A 23,741-nucleotide genomic window follows, 5' to 3' on the forward strand; every position below is an offset into this window, starting at 1 on the left:
CCGAGGAGCAGAAGGCCGTGCCGCCGAGCCCCGCGCCGGTCGCGGTCGCCGACGTGCAAGCGGACGCCGCGACGACGGCGCCCGCCCCGACCGCAACCGGACCGACCCCGGAGCAGATCGCCGCCGCGGTCCTGGCCGAAGCCGACTCCGATCCGGCCCTGGCCGGCATCATGTCGCAGCAGGCGCTGGCGCCCGCACCGGCCGGTCCGACGCCCGAACAGATCGCCGCCGCGGTCCTGGCCGAAGCCGACTCCGATCCGGCCCTGGCCGGCATCATGTCGCAGCAGGCGCTGGCGCCCGCGCCGGCCGGTCCGACGCCCGAAGAAATCGCCGCCGCGGTCCTGGCCGAAGCCGACTCCGATCCGGCCCTGGCCGGCATCATGTCGCAGCAGGCGCTGGCGCCCGCGCCGGCCGGCCCGACGCCCGAAGAAATCGCTGCCGCGGTCCTGGCCGAAGCCGATTCCGATCCGGCCCTGGCCGGCATCATGTCGCAGCAGGCGCTGGCGCCCGCGCCGGCTGGTCCGACGCCCGAACAGATCGCCGCCGCGGTCCTGGCCGAAGCCGATTCCGATCCGGCCCTTGCCGGCATCATGTCGCAGCAGGCGCTCGCACCTGCGCCGGCCGGCCCGACGCCCGAGCAAATCGCTGCCGCGGTGCTGGCCGAAGCCGATTCCGATCCAGCCCTGGCCGGCATCATGTCGCAAGCAGCACCCGCGCCCGCCGCGCTGACCCCGGCCCAGCAGGCCGAGCGCCAGGCCGACCTGGACGCGGTCGCGGCGATGGAGCGGCAGCGTGCCGCCGTGCCGCGCGATCTGGCCGCCGAAGACGATGCCGCCGCCGCGCGCGCGGTCAAGCGTCCGCCGATGGCGGTGCCGCCGGAACGCCGCGCCGAAGCCAGCCGCGCCCAGGCCGCCGGCGCGAAGCTGCCGCCGAACCTGCAGGCCTTCATGGCACCGGCCGTGCCGCATGGCTCGGCCATCGCCCCCGAACGCCTGGCCGAGCGCCGCACCCGCTGGCTGCGCCTGCGCTGCGGCGAGCAGGCCTACGCGCTGGAACTGCTGAAGGTGCAGGAAGTGGTGCTGCCTGTGCCGCTGCTGGCGCTGCGCGGCACGCCGCCGGCCATGCTCGGCATCATGAACCTGCGCGGCCAGGTGGTGCCGGTGCTCGACCTCGGCGTGCACCTGGGCGCGGCGCCGATCGAGATGGACATGCAGACCCGGGTGGTGGTGCTGGAAGAGAATGGCGAGACCCTGGGCCTGCGCGTGTCCGCGGTGGAAGACGTGGCCAGCCTCAGCGACCAGCAGATCGAGCCGCCGGACAACGCCCGCATCTGCCGCATTTCCAACCATCTGTTCCGCGGCGTGGCGCGGCTGGCGCAGCAGCCGATGATCCTGCTCGACGCCGAGCAACTGCTGCACTGACCCGGGCCGGCGGGCGGCAACTGGGAACGGTGCCGCACTTTCCAACCGCCGCTAAAGCTTTTCAGGCCACGGCCGTTATCTGCCATAGAACCATTGGTGCGGAGCAATGATGAGCACAGTCCCCCTTGGCGAAGATCTCGGTATCGAGACCAGCGCCGACCTGAAACAACGCCTGACCGCGTTCCTTGCGTCGGACGACGTGCTGCGGCTGGACGCCGGCGAAGTCCGCCGCATCCATACCGCATCCGTACAGGTGCTGTGCGCATTCGTCGATGCCCGTCGCAAGGACGGCAAGCGCACCGAATTCGAGGCCTGCAACGCCACCTTTCGCGACGCGGCACGCCTGCTAGGGGTCAGCGAATCGCTGGGCCTTCCTGCAACCCCTGACAATCTGAAATCTGTGGAGAACGCGGCATGAGCGCACGTATCTTGGTAGTGGACGATTCGGCGTCGATGCGCCAGATGGTCTCCTTCGCCCTCACCTCGGCCGGCTTTGCCGTCGAAGAAGCCGAAGACGGCGCGGTCGCGCTGGGCCGCGCCAAGGGCCAGCGCTTCAACGCGGTGGTCACCGACGTCAACATGCCGAACATGGACGGCATCACCCTGATCCGCGAACTGCGGCAACTGCCGGACTACAAGTTCACCCCGATGCTGATGCTGACCACCGAGTCGGCGGCGGAGAAGAAGTCCGAGGGCAAGGCGGCCGGTGCGACCGGCTGGCTGGTCAAGCCGTTCAATCCCGAACAGTTGATCGCCACCGTCCAGAAAGTCCTGGGCTGATCCCTCCCCTCCTTTTCCGGATTCCCGCCCCATGAGCATGGACCTGCAACGTTTCCACGCCACCTTCTTCGAGGAAAGCCGCGAAGGGCTGGATGCGATGGAAGCCGGATTGCTGTCGCTGGAAGAAGGCAATCGCGACCCCGAGACCATCAACTCGGTGTTCCGCGCCGCGCACTCGATCAAGGGCGGCGCCGCCACCTTCGGTTTCGAGGCGATGGCCGGCCTCACCCACGTGCTGGAGACGCTGCTCGACGAACTGCGCGCCGGCAAGCGCGAAGTCGAAGCGCACGCGATCGACGCCATCCTCGGCTCGGTGGACGTGCTGCGCGCCCTGCTGCGCGAAGCCGAACACGGCGTCCCGGCCGATCCGGCCGCGGTCAAGGCCGTGCACGAGCGCCTGCAGCACGCGTTGAACGGCGGCCCGGCCGCGCCCACCGTCGCCACCCCGGCGGCGAACCAGCCGGCCGAGCCGGAAGCCTGGCAGATCGGCTTCACTCCGGCGCCGTCGCTGTTCATGAGCGGCAACGACCCGCTGCGCATCATCCGCGAACTCGAACACCTCGGCCCGCTGCAGGTCGCCTGCCGCAGCACGCGCCTGCCCGGCTTCGCCGAACTCGATCCGCTCGAGGCCTACCTGGCCTGGGACCTGGGCCTGGTCGGCAAGATCCCGCGCAGCGCGATCGAAGACACCTTCGCCTGGGTCATCGACGACTGCGAACTGGAGATCCGTCCGGTGCCGCCGCCGAGCCTGGCCACTGCGCCGGCGCCGGTGCTGACCGCGCCGCCGACCGCCGCCACCGCGGCGCCAGCCGCTGCCGTGGCTGCCAACGCGCCGGCCGGCAACGCCGCCGCCGCGCACGAAGCGGAAAGCTCGATCCGCGTCAGCGTCGACAAGGTCGACGCGCTGATCAACCTGGTCGGCGAACTGGTCATCACCCAGGCCATGCTCAAGCAGGTCTCCACCGGCCTGGACCAGGCGGTGGCCGAGCGCCTGTTCGCCGGCCTGGACCTGCTCGAACGCAACACCCGCGACCTGCAGGAAGCGGTGATCGGCGTGCGCATGCTGCCGGTGGACGCGGTGTTCCGCCGCTTCCCGCGCCTGGTCCGCGACCTCTCCACCCGCCTCGGCAAGCAGGTGCGCCTGCGCACGATCGGCGAGGGCACCGAGCTGGACAAGGGCCTGATCGAGAAGATCGCCGATCCGCTGGTGCACCTGGTGCGCAACTCGATCGACCACGGCCTGGAACTGCCGGAGGCGCGCCGCGCCGCCGGCAAGGACGAGACCGGCACCATCACCCTGGCGGCCTCGCACCAGGGCGGCCACATCGTCATCGAAGTCAGCGACGACGGCGCCGGCCTCAACCGCAACCGCATCCTGGCCAAGGCCGCCGAACGCGGCATCGCCGTGCCGGACAACCCGAGCGATGCGCAGGTCTGGGACCTGATCTTCGCCCCGGGCTTCTCCACCGCCGACGCGGTCACCGACCTGTCCGGCCGTGGCGTCGGCATGGACGTGGTCCGCCGCAACATCCAGGGCCTGGGCGGCGAAGTGCAGCTGGAAAGCGAATCCGGCCGCGGCACCCGCGTGCTGATCCGCCTGCCGCTGACCCTGGCGATCCTCGACGGCATGACCGTGGCGGTGTCGGGCGAAACCCTGATCCTGCCGCTGGCCTACGTCATCGAGGCGCTGCAGCCCAAGGCCGACGACATCCGCACCATGGCCGGCGAAGGCCGCGTGCTGCGGGTCCGTGGCGAATACCTGCCGATCCTCTCGCTCAGCGACTCCTACGGCTTCGGCCGCATCGAGCAGAGCGAAGAACCGCTGGTGGTGGTGGTCGAGGCCGACGGGCAGAAGCTGGCGCTGGAAGTGGACGAACTGATCGGCCAGCAGCAGGTGGTGGTCAAGAACATCGAGAACAACTACCGGCGCATCAGCGGCATCTCCGGTGCCACCATCCTCGGCGACGGCCGCGTCGCCCTGATCGTGGACATCGGTGGCCTGGTCCGCTCGCTGCGGGTGCAGCAGGCGGCCTGACCGCCCCGCCCTCCCGCGCAACGCCACACACGAGCCCCGGCAGCGATGCCGGGGCTTTTTGTTTGCGGTGCGCGCTGCAGATCGGCGTGTCTGCGTACGCAGTCGCTAGAAACAGGACACGCACTGCAAGCAGATGCCTCCACGTGGCCCCACATCCGAACTGCAAAGACCGCAACGCGGCCCTCAAGAAAGCGCCAAGGGTGCCGATAGCCAATTGAGCGCACAGTTTTTGTCTACATGTGCGTGTCGGTCCCACCTGGGGAGGTGGAACCGGCGCTTCAGGGGAGCGATCGGAGGAGCTGCCGGTCGCTGAAGCCGTGCCGCAGCAACGGGGAAAACGGGTCGTGTGTCGTGTTTGCGTGGCTTGAGCGCATGTTTTCGCATGCCTCTCGCCTGTTTTACGCACTTCATCACAGATGAAACCAGCATTACGACCGGTTTTCCCTGCTACCGACCACGCCGTGACTCGTCCATTTTCAGGGGGTTCCAACATGACGTCGCTCTTGCAACGCTACAACGTGGGCCGCCGCCTCGGCGGCGCGTTCGGCCTATTGATCCTGCTGTCCTGCCTGCTGGTCGCGGCCGGCCTGCTGTCCATGTCGCGGGCGCGGAACGAGCTGGACCGCATCGTCAAGATCAACGTCGAGAAGATCCGCATCAGCAACGGCATGCTCGACGACAACGCCAACATCCTGGTCGCGCTCGGCACCTTGGCAATGGTGAGCAGCGAACAGCTCAACCGGGAAGCACTGGCGGAAATCAAGCAGCATCGCGCGCACTATATGGAGATGCGCAGGCAACTCGATGCGTTCCCTTCAACCAGCGAGCGCATCCGCACGCTGCGCGCGGAGATCGATGCGCAACGGACGGTCGCAGGCAAGATCAACGATCAGGTGATTGCGCTCGGCGCGGCCAATCGCAACGACGAAGCGCAAGCCCTATTGAACGAAAAGGCGCGACCGGCCACAGCCGCCTGGCAGGCCAAGATTCGGGAAAACGCCGATATCCAGGACGCGCAGATGAAGCAGGCCTATGCCACGGCCACCGAGGCGATGACCGATGGCCGCAACATGCTGCTCGGCGGCGGCCTGGCCGTGCTGATCGTCAGTGGCCTGCTGGCCTGGACCATCACCCGCAGCCTGACCGGACCGCTGAACCAGGCCACCCGCGCCGCCGAAGCCATTGCCGATGGACGCCTGGACAACCACGTGGCCACCGAGGCGCGCGACGAACCCGGCCGCCTGCTGGTCGCGATGGGCCGCATGCAGACCCAGTTGCAGCGCTTCTCCAGCGAAACGGCGCTGATGATCGAACTGCATGCCGACAAGGACGTGACCCACCGCATGCCGCAGGACTTCCCCGGCGTGTACGGCGAGCTGAGCAAGGGCATCAACACCATGATGTTCGAGCATCTGGACGCCATCGTCGACGCCATCGGCGTGCTCAACGAATACGCCAACGGCGACCTGCGCCGCGACGCCCGGCGCCTGCCCGGTAGCCGCGCCGTCCTGCACGAGTCGATGGATGCGGCCAAGGCCAGCCTGTTGGCGATCAACACCGAGATCAAGCGTCTGGCCGCGGCCGCCGCCGCCGGCGACTTCAGCGCCCGCGGCGATGCGGCGCACTTCCAGCACGATTTCCGGCTGATGGTGCAGGACCTCAACGCGATGATGGAGGTCAGCGACCACAACCTGGGCAAGCTGTCGGCCTTGCTGCAGTCCATCGCCGCCGGCGACCTCACCGCGCGCATGGAAGGCGAGTTCCACGGCGTGTTCGCTACCATGCGCGACGACGCCAACGCCACCGTCGAACAACTGACCGGCATCGTCGGTCGCATCCAGACCGCGGCGGTCAGCATCAACGCGGCCTCGACCGAGATCGCCGCCGGCAACGACGACCTGTCGCGCCGCACCGAGCAGCAGGCCGCCAGCCTGGAAGAAACCGCTGCGTCGATGGAGGAGCTGACCTCCACCGTCAAGCAGAATGCCGAGCACGCGCGCCAGGCCAACCAGTTGGCAGCGGGCGCCGCCTCGGTGGCCTCGCAAGGCGGCAGCGTGGTCGGCCAGGTGGTCGAAACCATGAGCGGCATCGAGGCCTCGTCGAAGAAGATCGCCGACATCATCGGCGTGATCGACGGCATCGCCTTCCAGACCAATATCCTGGCCTTGAACGCGGCGGTGGAAGCGGCGCGTGCCGGCGAACAAGGTCGCGGCTTCGCGGTGGTCGCCAGCGAGGTGCGGACCCTGGCCCAGCGTTCCTCGAATGCGGCCAAGGAGATCAAGAGCCTGATCGACGACTCGGTGGACCAGGTGGCCAATGGCTCGACCCTGGTACGCCAGGCCGGCGAGACCATGGCCGAGATCGTGGCCTCGGTACAGCGCGTCACCGACATCATGGGCGAGATCTCGGCGGCCTCGCAGGAGCAGGCGTCTGGGATCGAGCAGGTCAACCAGACCGTCACCCAGATGGACGAGACCACCCAGCAGAATGCCGCCCTGGTGGAAGAGGCCACCGCCGCCGCGCGCTCGATGGAGGAACAGGCCACGCAGTTGCAGGACGCGGTGGCCGTGTTCAAGTTGGATACCCTGCCGGCGATCGCATCGATCGCGGTCGCGTCGACGGCCCGCCCCGCCCCACGCAGCGTGCCGTCTGCGCCGCCACGCAAGCCGCGGCCGGCGCCGCAGTCCGTTGCGCTTGCCCAGGTGGCCAGCAGCGACTGGCAGGAGTTCTGAGTCCTCGCCCCAGTCGCGTCGATGCGCGGCCGTGCACTGCACGGCCGCTCGATAGGCGATGCCGCGATGTCGGTGCGGGGCAGCCAGGCTGGCTGGCTGGCGCCCGCATCGTCTCCATCGACGCGGCGTACGGCAACCACTGCCGGCACGACCGCACTGAGGCGCTCAAGAATCTCCTGCGCCTGTCGATACCAAATCGAGCGCACGCTTTTTGTCTACACCGGTGCGTGCCGACAGGGCCTGGGGAGGTCCTTCGGCGCTTCAGAGGGATCGCTCGGTGCATGCGCCGATCGCTGAAGTCGCAAAACCGAACGGGGAAACCGCAGCCCTGACGACTGTTCCTTTTCGCGCCTGCCTTCGGCACGCGCGCAGCTTCGACTTGCCGTTCCTTGGTCCGTTTCGTCAGCTTGCCTACACCCGGGATCTCCGGCGCGCCACAACACGCGTCGTTCCTTCATTCGTACACGGGGGGCCACCATGCATGCGGTCTTGCGACACCGAAGACGCATCCACCGAGCGATCGACCGACGCCGTCGGCGATGGCCGGCGGAACTGGGGCATGCCAACGCCATGGTCACCGTCGCGAGTGCGGCGCTTTCGCACGACCCGCCTGTCGCGTCGCCCGTCATCACGCCATGTGACTGGCGCCGCCCCCAGCGCAGGCCGTCCGCGTCTGCCCGCGTCCACCGCCGACGTCGCATTCCTGCGCGCCGAGCAACCTTTTCGCCCCTTGGAGATGTGAAATGACCCGCCTTCTGCAACGCTACAACGTCGGTGTCCGCCTGTCGGCGGCCTTCGGCGTGCTGATTCTTCTTTCGGTGGTCCTGGTGATCATCGGGCTGTCCGGCATGGCCGAGGCGCGCAAGCACCTGGACATGATCGTGCTGGACCGCATGGCGAAGATCGAATTCAGCAACCAGATGCTCGACGCCAACTCCTCCGTGCTGGTTGCGCTGAGCACCTATACCACCTCCACCAACGCGACGATGCGGCAAGAGGCGCTGGAGACCTTCAATCGGCAGCGCGAGCGCTACGCCGAGGCTCGCGCCAAGATGGACAAGCTGTCCAGCACCGCCGGCGGCCGCGTCATCCGCGCCGACATGGACGCCAAACGCGCCGCTGCGAAACAGATCAACGACGCCATCGTCGCGCTGGGCGAAAAGGGCGAGAATGCCCAGGCGCTGGAGATGCTCAATCGCGAAGCGCTGCCGGCAACCCTGGCGTGGCAGAGCAAGATCCGCGAGTTCGCCGACCGGCAGAAGTCGCAGGCCGCCGAAGGCTATCAGTCGGCGCTGGACGCGATGCACCGTGGCCGCATGCTGCTGATCGGCGGTACCGTGCTGGCCCTGGTACTCAGCGCCTTGCTGGCGCTGACCATCACCCGCAGCCTGACCGCACCGCTGGGCCTGGCCACCCGCACCGCCGAGGCCATCGCCAATGGCGACATGCACAATGCCGTGCGCACCGAGGCCCGCGACGAAACCGGCCGCCTGTTGAACGCCATGGGTCGCATGCAGCAGCAGCTGCAGGCCGTGCTGGCCGCGCAGGCCGATATGGCCCAGCGCCACGACGCCGGCCAGATCAGCTACCGCATGGACGAAACCGTGTTCCCAGGCGACTACGGGCGCATGGTCCGCGACAGCAACGCCCTGGCCGCCGCGCACATCGCGGTGACCGAGCGCCTGGCGCAGATCATGGGCCGCTATGCCATCGGCGACCTGTCCGAGGACATGGATCGCCTGCCCGGCGAGAAAGCCAACCTCACCGAGACGATGGACACGGTCAAGCGCAACCTGACCGCGATGAACAGCGAGATCAAGCACCTGGCCGTCGCCGCCGCGGCGGGCGACTTCAGCGTGCGTGGCGACGCCGAACGCTTCCAGTACGACTTCCGCCTGATGGTCGAGAGCCTCAACCAGCTGATGGCCACCGCCGACGGCAACCTGCAGGCGCTGTCGTCCCTACTGCAGTCGATCGCCGCCGGCGACCTGACCGTGCGCATGCAAGGCGACTTCCATGGCGTGTTCGCGACCATGCGCGACGATGCCAACGCCACCACCGAACAACTGGCGGCCATCGTCGCGCGCATCCAGACTGCCGCGGTCAGCATCAACGCCGCCGCCAGCGAGATCGCCACCGGCAACGACGATCTGTCGCGCCGCACCGAGCAGCAAGCCGCCAGCCTCGAGGAAACCGCTGCGTCGATGGAAGAGCTGACCTCCACGGTCAAGCAGAACGCCGAACACGCCCGCCAGGCCAACCAGCTTGCGAGCGGCGCCGCGTCGGTCGCCTCGCAGGGTGGCACGGTGGTCGGCCAGGTGGTCGAGACCATGAGCGGCATCGAGGCCTCCTCGCGCAAGATCGCCGACATCATCAGCGTCATCGACGGCATCGCCTTCCAGACCAATATCCTGGCCTTGAATGCGGCGGTGGAAGCGGCGCGTGCCGGCGAGCAGGGCCGCGGCTTCGCCGTGGTCGCCAGCGAGGTGCGCACCCTCGCCCAGCGTTCCTCGAATGCGGCCAAGGAGATCAAGGACCTGATCGACGACTCGGTCGGCCGCGTCGCCCAGGGCTCGGCGCTGGTCGACCAGGCCGGCAAGACCATGCAGGAGATCGTGGCCTCGGTGCAGCGTGTCACCGACATCATGGGTGAGATCTCCGCCGCCTCGCAGGAACAGTCGGCCGGCATCGAGCAGGTCAACCAGACCGTGATGCAGATGGACGAAGCCACCCAGCAGAACGCCGCCCTGGTGGAAGAAGCCACCGCCGCCGCGCGTTCGATGGAGGATCAGGCCGGCCAGCTCAGCCAGGCCGTGGCCCTATTCAAGATCGACCAGCAGGCGCCGACGGCACCGCGCCGCGCCGCACCGCCGGCCGCGCTCGCCAGCGTCAAGCGACCGGCCAAGGCGCCTGCACCGCAGGCGGCCGCACGCCGGCCGGTGGCCGTTGCCGCGGCCAAGCCCATGGCCGCCGTTGCGGGCGGCGGCGACTGGCAGGAGTTCTGATCGCGCTTCACCCCGGATCCCACTGACACGGGTAACGAAGCCCGGGAGCGCCAGCTCCCGGGCTTTTTTTTGAGTCATTCCACACGGCCGGAGGCGAATCGACGGGCGTGGCGCCCGGAAAAAGCGCGACGCCTATCCCTTCCGGAGTGAAGCCAACGTGAAGCGCATCTAAATCCGCGCCATCCCGCCTTAAAGAACAGAGTGCGCACGCCGATACGGGGGTAGCGCACACAAATTGTCTACAAATTTGAACAAGAGTTGCCACAAAGCAACCAAAGCAAGACAAGCCAAATCGTAAAGGAAGTCTAAATCGTCAATGCCTATTGAAAAGACAAGAACTATCAACTGAGCTTTTCGACTTGCAACAAAAACAGATAGGGCACCGCCCAACGCCTTCGCGGACATCGACTCAGGCAAGGGGCAACGCCATCCCCAACGCTTCACCTTTCCACCAGGACTCCGACGATGACGCTCAAGAATCTCAGTCTCTCCGCCAGGCTCGCGCTCAGCTTTGCCGTCATCGTGCTGATCACGGTGGTCATCGGCTCGATCAGCCTGAGCAGCCTGTCTTCGCTCAACAGCGCCGCCGACATGAACGACCATACCTACAAGGTGATGGCCACCGGCGACATGATGGAAATCGATGCCCTCAACGTCGAGACAGGCTCGCGTGGCTATCTGCTGGCGGGCGAGCAGCAGCATCTGCAACCGTTCACCACGGGCGTCGCCGAATTCGAAAAGAACTTCGCCGAGGCCAAGCGCCTGACCGCGGACAATCCACGCCAGCAGGCGCGGCTGGAGAAGGTGCACGCGGCGTTCGATGACCTGGTCGGCATCGAGAAGCAGATCATCGCGCTGCGCGCCCAATCCAACGACCCGGCGAAGATCGCCGCGGCGTTCGGCGAGGCCCGCGACCGCAAGGCGATGCAGGAGATCCGCGGCCTGCTCCGCGACTTCAATAATGAAGAGCGCAGCTTGCTGGCAAAGCGCACCGAGACCCTGATCGCCGTGCGCGCGCAGAACAAGTGGGCGGTGCTGCTGGGCAACCTGCTGGTGATCGTGGCCGCGATCGGCATGGCAATCGTGATCCGCCGCCAGTTGCTCAAGCGCCTCGGCACCGCGATCGGCGTGGCCGACGCCATCGCCCGCGGCAAGCTCGACAATGCGATCGACCTGCGCAGCAAGGACGAGGCCGGCGTGCTGCTGCTGAGCATGGACAAGATGCAGAGCCAGTTGCAGGCGGTGCTCGCCGCGCAGGCGGAGATGGCCAAGCGCCACGACGCCGGCCAGATCAGCTTCCGCATGGACGAAACCGTGTTCCCCGGCGACTACGGCCGCATGGTCCACGACAGCAATACGCTGGTCGCCGCGCACATCGCGGTCAAACTGCGCCTGGCACAGATCATGGGCCGCTACGCCATCGGCGACCTGTCCGAGGACATGGACCGGCTGCCCGGCGAAAAGGCGGTGCTGACCGAAACGATGGATACGGTCAAGCGCAACCTGACGGCGATGAACACCGAGATCAAGCACCTTGCCGGCGCCGCCGCCGCCGGCGATTTCAGCGTGCGTGGCGATGCCGAGCGCTTCCAGTACGACTTCCACCTGATGGTCGAGAGCCTCAACCAGTTGATGGCCACCGCCGACGGCAACCTGCAGGCGCTGTCCACTCTCTTGAAAGCCATCGCCGCCGGCGACCTGACCGCGCGCATGCACGGGCAGTTCCAGGGCGTGTTCGCCACCATGCGCGACGACGCCAACACCACCGCCGAACAGCTCGCGACGATCGTCGCGCGGATCCAGACCGCGGCGGTCAGCATCAACGGCGCCGCCAGCGAGATCGCCGCCGGCAACGACGACCTCTCGCGCCGCACCGAGCAGCAGGCGGCCAGCCTGGAAGAGACCGCCGCCTCGATGGAGGAACTGACCTCCACCGTCAAGCAGAACGCCGAGCACGCCCGCCAGGCCAATCAGCTCGCCGCCGGTGCCGCCACGGTCGCCTCGCAGGGCGGCACGGTGGTCGGCCAGGTGGTGGAGACCATGAGCGGGATCGAGGCCTCGTCGAAGAAGATCGCCGACATCATCAGCGTCATCGACGGCATCGCCTTCCAGACCAACATCCTGGCACTCAACGCTGCCGTGGAAGCGGCGCGTGCCGGCGAGCAGGGCCGCGGCTTCGCGGTGGTCGCCAGCGAGGTACGCACCCTGGCCCAGCGCTCGGCCAACGCCGCCAAGGAGATCAAGGGTCTGATCGACGACTCGGTCGGCCGTGTCGCACAGGGGTCGGCGCTGGTCGATCAGGCCGGCAAGACCATGCAGGAGATTGTGACCTCGGTGCAGCGCGTGACCGACATCATGGGCGAGATCGCCGCCGCCTCGCAGGAACAGTCGGCCGGCATCGAGCAGGTCAACCAGACCGTCACCCAGATGGACGAGACCACCCAGCAGAACGCCGCGCTGGTCGAAGAAGCCACCGCCGCCGCGCGCTCGATGGAAGAGCAGGCCGGCCAGCTGAGCCAGGCCGTGGCGGTGTTCAAGATCGAGGCGAGCAGCGCCCCGCTCGGCCACCCGGCTGTCGCCAGCGTCCCCAGCGCACCGAGCCGCCCGGCCGCACGGTCGGCGGCCAAGCCGGTGGCCAAGCCCCCCGCCCGCCAGGTCCGGCAATCGGCGCGGCCGGTCGCGGTCGCGGCGGGCGACGACACCTGGCAGGAGTTCTGAGTACGCGCCGTCGCCGCCGGTCCGCGTCGACGGCCCCGGGAGCGATCGCTCCCGGGGCTTTTTCGTTGTCATCGTCCTGTCGGCCGCCGAGCCGCCTTGGTCGTGCGGCTCGGCGCCGCGCCCGACGCTCGACATGCCGTGATCGGGGACCGATCGCGATGCAGTGCCGTCCACCGCGACCGACAGAGCATCCAGTTCCGGCCGCAGGGCCGGTGCCGCGGCGCGTGTGGCGGCGCACCACAAACACGCCCTACATTTCTGGGACGCCGTGCCGATAACCGTAAGGTCGCGCACGTCTCCGCTCCGGCCTGCTGTGCCCGCAGGCAACAGACTCCGGTCCACGACAGCGCGATCTTTCCCTCCTCGCCATCGAGACGACCGCGATGTCCACGACGTCCTCCACACGCCCGAGCAGTGTCGCCACCCGCCTGATGCTCGGCGTGGCCGCGACCGCCCTGCTGTGCTTCGGCATTACCGCCGCCATCATCTACGCCCGCAGCAGTTCCGCCCTGCTCGCCTCCGCCAAGGTCGGCATGACCGACACCGCGCGCCTGGAATCGGAGCGCATCGGCAACACCATCGGCGCCTCCGCGGTCTCCAACCAGGCGCTGGCCAATGCCCTGCTCGCCCAGCGCGGCCACGACAAGGCGCGCGAGCTGTTCAGCGACAGCCTGCGCCGCGAACTGCAGCAGCATCCGGACTGGACCGGCATGGGCACGCTATGGGAACCGCAGGCGCTGGACGGCAAGGACGCGGACTACGTCAACAGCGCGGGCCATGACGCCAGCGGCCGCTACATGGTGTACTGGTCCTGGCAGAACGGGAAACTGGTGCGCGATCCGCTGCGCGACTACGACGTGGCCGGCGCCGGCGACTGGTATCTGAATCCGCGCAAGCTGCTGCGGCCGACCGTCGCCGAACCCTACGATTACGAGATCGCCGGCAAGAAGGTGCTGATGACCACGGTCAGCACGCCGATCCTGGAAGACGGCAAGTTCCTGGGCGTGGTCACCACCGATTTCGGCCTGGCCACGCTGCAGCAGCGCGTCGCCAAGCTGCGCCCGCTCGGTGCCGGCCGCGTGCGCCTGCTCTCGCCGGGCGGCGCCATCGTCGCCGACCGCGATCCGGCACTGGTCGGCAAGAAGCTGCAGGATCCGGCCACCCGCGCCTTGCTGGCCGAGATCGCCCAGGGCAAGACCGTCGGCCGCAACACCGTCGATCCGCAGACCGGCGCCACCGACGTGGAAGTGTATGTGCCGCTGCAGATCGGCCAGGCCCAGGAGCGCTTCGCGCTGGGCGTGGCGGTGCCGAAGGCGGTGCTGATGGCGCAGGCGCGCAGCCTGCTGTGGACCATCGTGGCGGTCGGCCTGTGCGCCGCGCTGCTGCTCAGCGGCGGACTCTACCTGCTGCTGCGGCGGCTGGTGGTCAAGCCGCTGGCCAGTGCGGTGGAAGTCTCCAGCGCGGTCGCCGCCGGCCGCCTGGACAGCCGCATCCAGTATCCGCGCAACGACGAATTGGGGCAGCTGCTGGGATCGCTGCAACGCATGCAGCAGCAGCTGCGCGCGGTACTCGACGCGCAGAAGGAGATGGCCCAGCGCCACGACGCCGGCGAGATCAGCTACCGCATGGACGAAGCGGCCTTCCCCGGCGACTACGGGCGCATGGTCCACGACAGCAACGCCCTGGCCGCCTCGCATATCGCGGTCAAGATGCGCCTGGCGCAGATCATGGGCCGCTACGCCATCGGCGACCTGTCCGAGGACATGGATCGGCTGCCCGGCGAAAAGGCGGTGCTGACCGAAACCATGGACACGGTCAAGCGCAACCTCACCGCGATGAACACCGAGATCAAGCACCTGGCCGGCGCCGCCGCCGCCGGCGACTTCAGCGTGCGTGGCGACGCCGAGCGCTTCCAGTACGACTTCCGCCTGATGGTCGAGAGCCTCAATCAGTTGATGGCCACCGCCGATGGCAACCTGCAGGCGCTGTCCACGCTGTTGAAAGCGATCGCCGCCGGCGATCTGACCGCGCGCATGCACGGCCAGTTCCAGGGCGTGTTCGCCACCATGCGCGACGACGCCAATGCCACCACCGAACAGCTGGCCGCCATCGTCGCGCGCATCCAGACCGCCGCGGTCAGCATCAACGGCGCCGCGGCCGAGATCGCCGCCGGCAACGACGATCTGTCGCGCCGCACCGAACAGCAGGCGGCCAGCCTGGAAGAGACCGCTGCGTCGATGGAAGAGCTGACCTCCACGGTCAAGCAGAACGCCGAGCACGCCCGCCAGGCCAACCAGCTCGCCACCGGTGCAGCCACGGTCGCCTCGCAGGGCGGCGCGGTGGTCGGCCAGGTGGTCGAGACCATGAGTGGGATCGAGGCCTCGTCGAAGAAGATCGCCGACATCATCAGCGTGATCGACGGCATCGCCTTCCAGACCAACATCCTCGCCTTGAACGCGGCCGTGGAAGCGGCGCGTGCCGGCGAACAGGGCCGCGGCTTCGCCGTGGTCGCCAGCGAAGTGCGAACCCTCGCCCAGCGCTCTGCCAATGCCGCCAAGGAGATCAAGGGCCTGATCGACGACTCGGTCGGCCGTGTCGCACAAGGTTCCGCCCTGGTCGAACAGGCCGGCACCACCATGCAGGAGATCGTCGCCTCGGTGCAGCGCGTCACCGACATCATGGGCGAGATCTCGGCCGCCTCGCAGGAGCAGTCCGCCGGCATCGAGCAGGTCAACCAGACCATCACCCAGATGGACGAGGCCACCCAGCAGAACGCCGCGCTGGTCGAGGAAGCCACCGCCGCGGCGCGTTCGATGGAAGACCAGGCCGGCCAGCTCAACCAGGCCGTGGCCCTGTTCAAGCTGGACACCAGCGCCGCGGTGGCGAGCGCCGCGCCGGCGCCTGTGCGCCGCCCTGCTCCGCCTGCTCCGGCCGCCCCGGCAGCAACGCCGCGGCGACCGGCAGCGGCCCCGCTGCGGGCGGTCCCGCGCGCGACCGCGTCGACCGACGACGGGCAGTGGCAGGAGTTCTGAGCCGCTGCAGCGCCCCGCTGCCACCGCGAGGCGCGCTGTGCGTCTCGCGGTGCGGCTGCGGGGCAGCGGGTGACGACGTCCCACAGAGCGCTTAGCGCGTCACGCTCGTAAAGAAAGTGTATTCAGGGTCGATATAGAAAGCGGAACTGCCATGCCATGGGCGCCGCGACGCGCGCCCCGGCGCCGGCCGCACTGCGCCCGGATCCACGGTTCCGACCGAACCGCCACGGGAGCCGCCATGAAGCGACGCGTTATCGCCACCTGTCTGACCTTGTGCGGCCTCGCCAGCCTCGCAGGCCATGTCCATGCCGAGGCCGAGCCGATCGCCACCGATCGCCCGGACTTCGTCGAATCCAGCCTCACCGTCGGCGACCGCCGCCTGCAGGTGGAAACCAGCGTGGCCTGGGAACGCGACGGCGATGTCGACGGCTATGCCACGCCCACCCTGTTCCGCTACGGCATCGGCCCGACCTGGGAACTGCGCCTGGAGACCGACGGCTGGCAGACCATCGACGTCCCCGTCGGCGGCGACGTCTCCGGCTTCTCCGACATCTCGCTGGGCCTCAAGCACCACCTGGCCAGCGAGATCGGCGGCGCCTCGCTGGCCTGGCTGCTGCACGTGGACCTGCCCAGCGGCGCGCGCAACGTACGCGGCAGCGGCGCACGCCCCTCGTTCCGCCTGGTGGCCGAATGGGAACTCAGCGACAGCGTGTCCCTGGGCATGATGCCGGGCGTGATCCGCGACGAAGGCGACGGCGGGCATCGCTACACCGCCGGCATCTTCGGCGTGGTGCTGGGCAAGGCCTGGAACGACCGCACCCGCTCGTTCGTGGAGCTGGCCCTGCCGCAGATCGCGCATGCCGACGACGGCGGCACCATCGCCCTGCTCGACATCGGCTCGGCCTGGCTGCTCACCCAGGACGTGCAGTTGGACGTGGTGTACAGCCGCGGCCTCAACGACCGTTCGCCGGACCACGCGCTCGGCGCGGGCCTGTCCTTCCGTTTCTGATCGGGCCACACCGATGAAAATCATGCATATGCTCGGGATCCTGGTGCTGGTGGCGGTGCTCGCCCTGCTCGCGCTGGGCGGGGTCGGCTACGGCGCGCAGCAGGGGCTGCTGCGCTCGGTCGCCGCGCAGGTCGTATCCTCGGACGCGCTGCGCAACCACATGCAGGCCGACATGATGCATGACGCACTGCGTGGCGACGTCACCGCTGCGCTGCTGGCGGCGGCGCACCAGGATGCGGACGGGGTCAAGGCGGCGCGCGCGGCGCTGGGCGAACACGCCGGCGAGTTCCGCAAGGCGCTGGACGACAACCAGAAGCTGCCGCTGGACGGCACCCTGCGCGCGCAACTGGATGCGGCGGGACCGGCGCTGCAGCGCTACATCGCCGCCGCCGACAAGGTGGTGACGCTGGCCGAGTCGCAGGGCGACAGCAGTGCCGCCTATGCCGACTTCACCGCGCAGTTCACGCGGCTGGAAGCCGAGATGGACACGATCAGCGACAGCATCCTGGCGCTGAACGAGCAGAGCCGCAAAGCCGCCGAACAGCAGAGCCAGCGCGCCACCTGGCAGCAGGCCGGCGCGGTGCTGGTGGCCGTGCTGTGCCTGGCCGCCGCCGCAGCCTGGATCCTGCGCTCGATCGCGCAATTGCTCGGCGGCGAGCCGCGGGTGGCGATGGACGCGGCCCAGCACATCGCCGAGGGCCGCCTGGACCAGCCCATCCCGGTCGCGGCCAGGCACGGGCGCAGCCTGATGGCGGCGCTGGCGCGGATGCAGCGCGAACTGCGCGAGCGCATCGAACGCGAACGCAGCGTCGCCGCGGAAAACCTGCGCATCCGCACCGCGTTGGACAACGCCTCCACCGGCATGTACATCGCCGATCCCGACCTGACCATCATCTACGCCAACACCGCGCTGCAGACCCTGCTGCAGACCCACGCCGAGGACATCCGCGCCTGCGCGCCGGCGTTCGACCGCTCTGCGCCGCTGCTGGGCCAATCGGTGGCGCTGCTGGAAGTCGGCAATTCGCAGGACGCGGAGATCTACCAGCGGCTGGATCGGCAAGGCGCGGCGCAGCGCGAGGTGCGCTACCGCGAGGTCTGCATCGCCCAGGAGATTTCCGCCATCCGCAATGCCGAAGGCGCGCACCTGGGCTTCGTCTGCGAATGGCGCGACCGCACCGCCGAGACCCGTGTCGAAGCGGAAGTGGCCGCGGTGGTGCGCAGCGCCGCCGCCGGCGACCTGTCGCAGCGCATCGACCGCACCGGCAAGCAGGGCTTCTTCCTGATGCTGGCGCAGCAACTCAACGGCCTGCTCGACGCCAACGCGATCAGCATCGCCGAGGTCTCGCGGCTGCTCAGCGCGCTGGCCGACGGCGATCTCGGCGCGCGCATGCACGGCGAGTTCCACGGCATCTTCGCCACCATGCGCGACGACGCCAACGGCACCGCCGAGCGCCTGGCCGACATCGTCGGCCGCATCCAGCGTGCCGCCGGCGACATCCACAGCGCCGCCACCGAAATCGCCCAGGGCAACAGCGACCTGTCGCAGCGCACCGAACAGCAGGCCGCCAGCCTGGAGGAAACCGCCGCCTCGATGGAAGAGCTGACCGCCACGGTCAAGCAGAACGCCGAGCACGCGCGCCAGGCCAACCAGCTCGCCGCCGGCGCCGCCGCGGTCGCCTCGCAAGGCGGCGCGGTGGTCGGCCAGGTGGTGGACACCATGAGCGGCATCGAGACCGCATCGAAGAAGATCGCCGACATCATTTCGTTGATCGACGGCATCGCCTTCCAGACCAACATCCTGGCGCTCAACGCTGCGGTGGAAGCCGCACGCGCCGGCGAACAGGGCCGCGGTTTCGCCGTCGTGGCCAGCGAGGTGCGGGTGCTGGCGCAACGCTCGGCCAATGCCGCCAAGGAGATCAAGGGCCTGATCGACGACTCGGTCGGCCGCGTCGCCACCGGCGCGGAACTGGTTCAGCGCGCCGGCCAGACCATGCAGGAGATCGTGGCCTCGGTGGGCCGCGTCACCGACATCATGGGCGAGATTTCCGCCGCCTCGCAGGAGCAGTCCGCCGGCATCGAGCAGGTCAACCGCACCGTCACGCAGATGGACGAGAGCACCCAGCAGAACGCTGCCCTGGTCGAGGAAGCCACCGCCGCGGCGCGGTCGATGGAGGACCAGGCGGCGCAGCTGAGCGACGCGGTGGCGGTGTTCCGGGTGGAACAGCACGCCGTGCATGCCGCCCCTGCCCCGGCCTTCATCGCCGCGGTGGTGGCCGGCCATTCGGCCACTGCTGCAACGTCGCATGCCACGCAGGCGCCTCAACCGAACGCGCAGGCCATCGCCGACGCGATCGGCACCCAGTGGCAGCCGCTCACCGCTTGAGGAGGCGTGTAGGGAAATGAATCAGACAGCGTCGGGAATCGCCTTACGACCAACGACGCATCCAGAACTACGCCGTTACGCCGATATCACCTTCGAGCGACGGCAAAACATGGTGTACAGCAAGATATTGGGTTTCTTTCTTCACTTTTCTGACCGCCACGCTCGCCCCTCCGGCCACGCACATGCCGCCGGAGCCTGTAGGGACAAGGACCTGGACGTGCCAGGGACACCGTCAACGAAGAGGTCGACATGAATTCCTTTCTGCAACGCTACAACGTGGGACGCCGCCTCGGCGCTGCCTTCGGCCTGCTGATCCTGCTGTCCTGCCTGCTGGTCGCGGCCGGCCTTTTATCCATGGCAGGCGCGCGCCATGAACTGGACAACATCGTCAAGGTCAGTGTCGAGAAGATGCGGATCAGCAACGGCATGCTCGATGCCAACTCAAGCATCCTGGTCGCACTCGGCACGCTGTCCATGGTGACCAGCGAGGATCTCAACAAAGAGGCGCTCGCCGAGATCAAGGATAAGCGTCAACGCTATAGCGACCTGCGCAACGAACTGGAAAAGTTTCCCGCAACCAGTGCAAGCGTGGTCAAATTGCGCGCCGACATCGATGCGGCGCGCGATATCGCGCGCACCCTCAACAATCAGGTGATCGACCTGGCGAACGCCGGGCGCAACGCCGAGGCGCAGACACTGCTGAGCGAGCGTTCGCGCCCGGCCACGCTGGCGTGGCAAGCGAAAATCCGCCAGAACGTCGCCTTGCAGGAACAGCAGACGCACGACGCCTACGCCACGGCAACGCGCGCCATGGCGCGCGGCCGCAACATGCTCATCGCAGGTGGAGTGGCCGTCCTGGTCGTCAGCGTCTTCCTGGCCTGGGCGATCACCCGCAGCCTGACCATGCCGCTGAACCGCGCCACGCGTGCCGCCGAGGCCATCGCCAGCGGCCGCCTGGACAACGACGTCACGACCAACGCCCGCGACGAGCCGGGACGCCTGCTGCTGGCGATGGACGCGATGCAGCGGCAGTTGCAGCGCTTCTCCGGCGAAACGGCGTTGATGATCGAACTGCATGCCGACAAGGACATCAGCCACCGCATGCCGCTGGATTTCCCGGGCGTGTACGGCGAGTTGAGCAAGGGCATCAACACCATGATGTTCGAGCATCTGGACGCCATCGTCGATGCCATCGGCGTGCTCAACGAATACGCCAACGGCGACCTGCGCCGCGACGCCCGCCGCCTGCCCGGCAGCCGCGCGGTGCTGCACGAATCGATGGACGCGGCCAAGGCCAGCCTGCTGGCGATCAATACCGAGATCAAGCGCCTGGCCGCGGCCGCCGCCGCCGGCGACTTCAGCGCCCGCGGCGATGCGGCGCACTTCCAGCACGATTTCCGGCTGATGGTGCAGGACCTCAACGCGATGATGGAGGTCAGCGACCACAACCTGGGCAAGCTGTCGGCCCTGCTGCAATCCATCGCCGCCGGGGATCTCACCGCGCGCATGGATGGAGAGTTCCACGGCGTGTTTGCGCGGATGCGCGACGACGCCAACGCCACCGTCGAACAGCTGACCGGCATCGTCGGTCGCATCCAGACCGCGGCGGTCAGCATCAACGCGGCCTCGACCGAGATCGCCGCCGGCAACGACGACCTGTCGCGCCGCACCGAGCAGCAGGCGGCGAGCCTGGAAGAAACCGCCGCGTCGATGGAGGAACTGACCTCCACGGTCAAGCAGAACGCCGAGCACGCGCGTCAGGCCAACCAGTTGGCGGTGGGCGCGGCCTCTGTGGCCTCACAGGGCGGCAACGTGGTCGGCCAGGTTGTTCAGACCATGAGCGGGATCGAGGCCTCGTCGAAGAAGATCGCCGACATCATCAGCGTCATCGACGGCATCGCCTTCCAGACCAACATCCTGGCACTCAATGCCGCGGTGGAAGCCGCCCGCGCCGGCGACCAGGGCCGCGGCTTCGCCGTGGTCGCCAGCGAAGTGCGCACCCTGGCACAACGCTCGGCCGGCGCCGCCAAGGAGATCAAGTCGCTGATCGACGACTCGGTCGCGCGCGTGGCCGAGGGCTCGGCGCTGGTCGATCAGGCCGGCCGCACCATGAGCGAGATCGTGGCCTCGGTGCAACGCGTCACCGACATCATGGGCGAGATCTCGGCGGCCTCGCAGGAGCAGGCGTCGGGGATCGAGCAGGTCAACCAGACCGTCACCCAGATGGACGAGGCCACTCAGCAGAACGCCGCATTGGTGGAAGAAGCCACCGCCGCCGCACGCTCGATGGAGGAACAAGCCGGCCAGCTCAGCGACACCGTGGCGTTGTTCAAGATCGACAACGCCGGCGTGCGTGCGGCAACGGCGCCGCCTGCCACGGGCAACGCGCCGCGTGCGGCCAAGGTGACGGCGCGTCCGCAGCGGCAGCCCGCCAAGCGCACCGCGGTCGCGGCCGGCGGCGACTGGCAGGAGTTCTGAGTCGTACGGTCGCCATGCCGCCGGCATGGCGACCGGTCCCGGCGGTAACGCCCGGCGTTCGCAGCGCAGCCCTTACGCAGCTGCGCATTCCTGCAATACGCGAACCATAGCTCGGTGCATTACACGCCGGCGCATGTCGGAACCACGTCGGATTTTGCCTTCGCCGACCAACACGCGTCGGAAGGCAGACAGCTTCCTAACCGCCCGCCAACAAGGATCCGCACACCGCTCAATTCCTGGCCGCCATGTCGATATCCATGGGGTGGCAGCGCATCGCCACGAGGCGCCGCAACGCTGGCCTGCCAGCGCGTGCGACCCGACTCCTTCTGCCCCCCAAAGGTCGGCTATGAACGCACTTCTGCAACGCTACAACGTCGGTCGGCGCCTGGGCATGGCGTTCGGCATCCTCATCCTGTTGTCCGGTGTACTGGTCGCCATGGGGCTGCTGACCATGGCCAGGGCGCATCGCGAACTGGACAGCATCGTCAACGGCAACATGGAAAAGGTCCGCCTCTCCAACGAGATGCTGGACGCCAACACCAATGTGCAGATCGGGCTGCTGTCCATCACCATCGTCGATGGCGATGCGGCCAACCAGAAGATGATCGACATCGTGCAGCGCAACCGGGCGCGCTACAAGGCCGCGCACGATGCATTGTCGGCGATGCCGGCGACCCCGGCCGAACGCCAGGCCATGGCCACGATCGAGCGCACGCGGGCGCAGTCGGTGCAACTCAACAACCAGGTGCTGGCGCTCGGCGAGAAGGACCTGAACGCCCAGGCGCAGGCATTGCTGCTGGGCGATGCCGCGTTGGCGATGGAGAAGCAGCAGGCGGCGATCCGCGCCAATGCCGATCTGCAGCGGCGCTTGAGCCGGGAGGCCTATGCGATCTCCTCGGCAGCGATGGCGCGGGGCCGCATCATCCTCATCTCCGGCGGCCTTGCGGTCCTGCTGGTCAGTGGCCTGCTGGGCTGGACGATCACCCGCAGCCTGACCGGGCCGCTCGGCCGCGCCACCCGCGCCGCCGAAGCCATCGCCGATGGCCGCCTGGACAACGACGTGAGCACTGACGCGCGCGACGAACCCGGCCGCCTGCTGGTCGCGATGGGCCGGATGCAGACCCAGTTGCAGCGCTTCTCCAGCGAAACCGCGCTGATGATCGAACTGCATGCCGACAAGGACATGTCGCACCGCATGCCGCAGGACTTCCCGGGCGTCTACGGCGAGCTGAGCAAGGGCATCAACACCATGATGTTCGAGCACCTGGACGCCATCGTCGACGCCATCGGCGTGCTCAACGAATACGCCAACGGCGACCTGCGCCGCGACGCCCGGCGCCTGCCCGGCAGTCGTGCGGTGCTGCACGAGTCGATGGATGCGGCCAAGGCCAGCCTGCTGGCGATCAATACCGAGATCAAGCGCCTGGCGGCGGCCGCCGCCGCCGGCGACTTCAGCGCCCGCGGCGATGCCGCGCACTTCCAACACGACTTCCGGCTGATGGTGCAGGACCTCAACGCGATGATGGAGGTCAGCGACAACAACCTGGGCAAGCTGTCGGCGTTGCTGCAGTCCATCGCCGCCGGCGACCTCACCGCGCGCATGGAAGGCGAGTTCCACGGCGTGTTCGCCACCATGCGCGACGACGCCAACGCCACCGCCGACCAGTTGACCGGCATCGTCGGCCGCATCCAGACCGCGGCGGTCAGCATCAATGCCGCTGCCACCGAAATCGCCGCCGGCAACGACGACCTGTCGCGCCGCACCGAGCAGCAGGCGGCGAGCCTGGAAGAGACCGCCGCGTCGATGGAGGAGCTGACCTCCACGGTGAAGCAGAATGCCGAGCACGCGCGCCAGGCCAACCAGTTGGCAGTGGGCGCCGCCTCGGTCGCCTCGCAGGGCGGCGCGGTGGTCGGCCAGGTCGTCGAGACCATGAGCGGCATCGAGGCCTCGTCGAAGAGGATCGCCGACATCATCTCGGTGATCGACGGGATCGCCTTCCAGACCAACATCCTGGCGCTCAACGCGGCGGTGGAAGCGGCCCGTGCCGGCGAACAGGGCCGCGGTTTCGCGGTGGTCGCCAGCGAAGTGCGCACCCTCGCCCAGCGTTCGGCCAACGCCGCCAAGGAGATCAAGACGCCGATCGACGA

General features: G+C 68.4%; 12 protein-coding genes. All 12 read left to right on the forward strand.

Annotation, left to right across the window (positions count from 1 at the left end; all coding sequences use genetic code 11):
- The first annotated feature begins 170 nt into the window (after positions 1-170).
- Entirely contained in the window at positions 171-1,421 is a 1,251-nt protein-coding gene (locus CEK68_RS10375) for a chemotaxis protein CheW (protein WP_226977836.1), read from the forward strand.
- Positions 1,422-1,530: 109 nt separating this feature from the next.
- Entirely contained in the window at positions 1,531-1,839 is a 309-nt protein-coding gene (locus CEK68_RS10380; protein ID WP_010341777.1) for an STAS domain-containing protein, read from the forward strand.
- Positions 1,836-2,201, forward strand: coding sequence for a response regulator (locus tag CEK68_RS10385; protein ID WP_010341778.1), 366 nt, complete (start codon positions 1,836-1,838; stop codon positions 2,199-2,201). The genes CEK68_RS10380 and CEK68_RS10385 overlap by 4 nt, the downstream gene beginning before the upstream one ends.
- A 31-nt stretch (positions 2,202-2,232) precedes the next feature.
- The gene (locus CEK68_RS10390) at positions 2,233-4,236 is read left to right on the forward strand and encodes a chemotaxis protein CheA (protein WP_148827701.1); all 2,004 of its coding nucleotides are present in this window, start codon (positions 2,233-2,235) and stop codon (positions 4,234-4,236) included.
- 491 nt (positions 4,237-4,727) lie between these two features.
- A complete protein-coding gene (locus tag CEK68_RS10395; RefSeq protein ID WP_152239308.1) occupies positions 4,728-6,968 on the forward strand; it encodes a methyl-accepting chemotaxis protein in 2,241 nt (746 codons plus the stop codon).
- Positions 6,969-7,711: 743 nt separating this feature from the next.
- Entirely contained in the window at positions 7,712-9,973 is a 2,262-nt protein-coding gene (locus CEK68_RS10400) for a methyl-accepting chemotaxis protein (protein WP_152239309.1), read from the forward strand.
- A gap of 465 nt (positions 9,974-10,438) precedes the next feature.
- A complete protein-coding gene (locus CEK68_RS10405) occupies positions 10,439-12,691 on the forward strand; it encodes a methyl-accepting chemotaxis protein (protein WP_152239310.1) in 2,253 nt (750 codons plus the stop codon).
- Between the two features lie 383 nt (positions 12,692-13,074).
- Positions 13,075-15,723 carry a methyl-accepting chemotaxis protein gene (locus tag CEK68_RS10410; protein ID WP_152239311.1) on the forward strand — a complete coding sequence of 883 codons (2,649 nt, stop codon included), beginning with the start codon at positions 13,075-13,077 and terminating at the stop codon, positions 15,721-15,723.
- A 238-nt stretch (positions 15,724-15,961) separates the two neighbouring features.
- Complete coding sequence (locus tag CEK68_RS10415; RefSeq protein WP_017913687.1) at positions 15,962-16,732, forward strand: transporter; 771 nt, start codon at positions 15,962-15,964, stop codon at positions 16,730-16,732.
- Between the two features lie 13 nt (positions 16,733-16,745).
- Positions 16,746-19,115 (forward strand): methyl-accepting chemotaxis protein, encoded by a 2,370-nt coding sequence (locus CEK68_RS10420; protein WP_193314159.1) that lies wholly within the window; start codon positions 16,746-16,748, stop codon positions 19,113-19,115.
- A gap of 249 nt (positions 19,116-19,364) precedes the next feature.
- The gene (locus CEK68_RS10425; protein WP_152239312.1) at positions 19,365-21,593 is read left to right on the forward strand and encodes a methyl-accepting chemotaxis protein; all 2,229 of its coding nucleotides are present in this window, start codon (positions 19,365-19,367) and stop codon (positions 21,591-21,593) included.
- Between the two features lie 346 nt (positions 21,594-21,939).
- Positions 21,940-23,741: methyl-accepting chemotaxis protein (locus CEK68_RS10430; RefSeq protein WP_152239313.1), on the forward strand; the 1,802-nt coding region annotated here is incomplete at its 3' end.

It is taken from the genome of Xanthomonas sp. LMG 12461 (genome assembly GCF_009192935.1).
Classification (GTDB): domain Bacteria; phylum Pseudomonadota; class Gammaproteobacteria; order Xanthomonadales; family Xanthomonadaceae; genus Xanthomonas_A; species Xanthomonas_A sontii.

Excerpts from the sequence above, each read along its gene's own strand:
- CEK68_RS10375 (WP_226977836.1), top strand. The coding sequence starts at position 171 with ATGTCGCAGCAGGCGCTGGCGCCCGCACCGGCCGGTCCGACGCCCGAA.
- CEK68_RS10380 (WP_010341777.1), top strand. The coding sequence starts at position 1,531 with ATGAGCACAGTCCCCCTTGGCGAAGATCTCGGTATCGAGACCAGCGCC.
- CEK68_RS10385 (WP_010341778.1), top strand. The coding sequence starts at position 1,836 with ATGAGCGCACGTATCTTGGTAGTGGACGATTCGGCGTCGATGCGCCAG.
- CEK68_RS10390 (WP_148827701.1), top strand. The coding sequence starts at position 2,233 with ATGAGCATGGACCTGCAACGTTTCCACGCCACCTTCTTCGAGGAAAGC.
- CEK68_RS10395 (WP_152239308.1), top strand. The coding sequence starts at position 4,728 with ATGACGTCGCTCTTGCAACGCTACAACGTGGGCCGCCGCCTCGGCGGC.
- CEK68_RS10400 (WP_152239309.1), top strand. The coding sequence starts at position 7,712 with ATGACCCGCCTTCTGCAACGCTACAACGTCGGTGTCCGCCTGTCGGCG.
- CEK68_RS10405 (WP_152239310.1), top strand. The coding sequence starts at position 10,439 with ATGACGCTCAAGAATCTCAGTCTCTCCGCCAGGCTCGCGCTCAGCTTT.
- CEK68_RS10410 (WP_152239311.1), top strand. The coding sequence starts at position 13,075 with ATGTCCACGACGTCCTCCACACGCCCGAGCAGTGTCGCCACCCGCCTG.
- CEK68_RS10415 (WP_017913687.1), top strand. The coding sequence starts at position 15,962 with ATGAAGCGACGCGTTATCGCCACCTGTCTGACCTTGTGCGGCCTCGCC.
- CEK68_RS10420 (WP_193314159.1), top strand. The coding sequence starts at position 16,746 with ATGAAAATCATGCATATGCTCGGGATCCTGGTGCTGGTGGCGGTGCTC.
- CEK68_RS10425 (WP_152239312.1), top strand. The coding sequence starts at position 19,365 with ATGAATTCCTTTCTGCAACGCTACAACGTGGGACGCCGCCTCGGCGCT.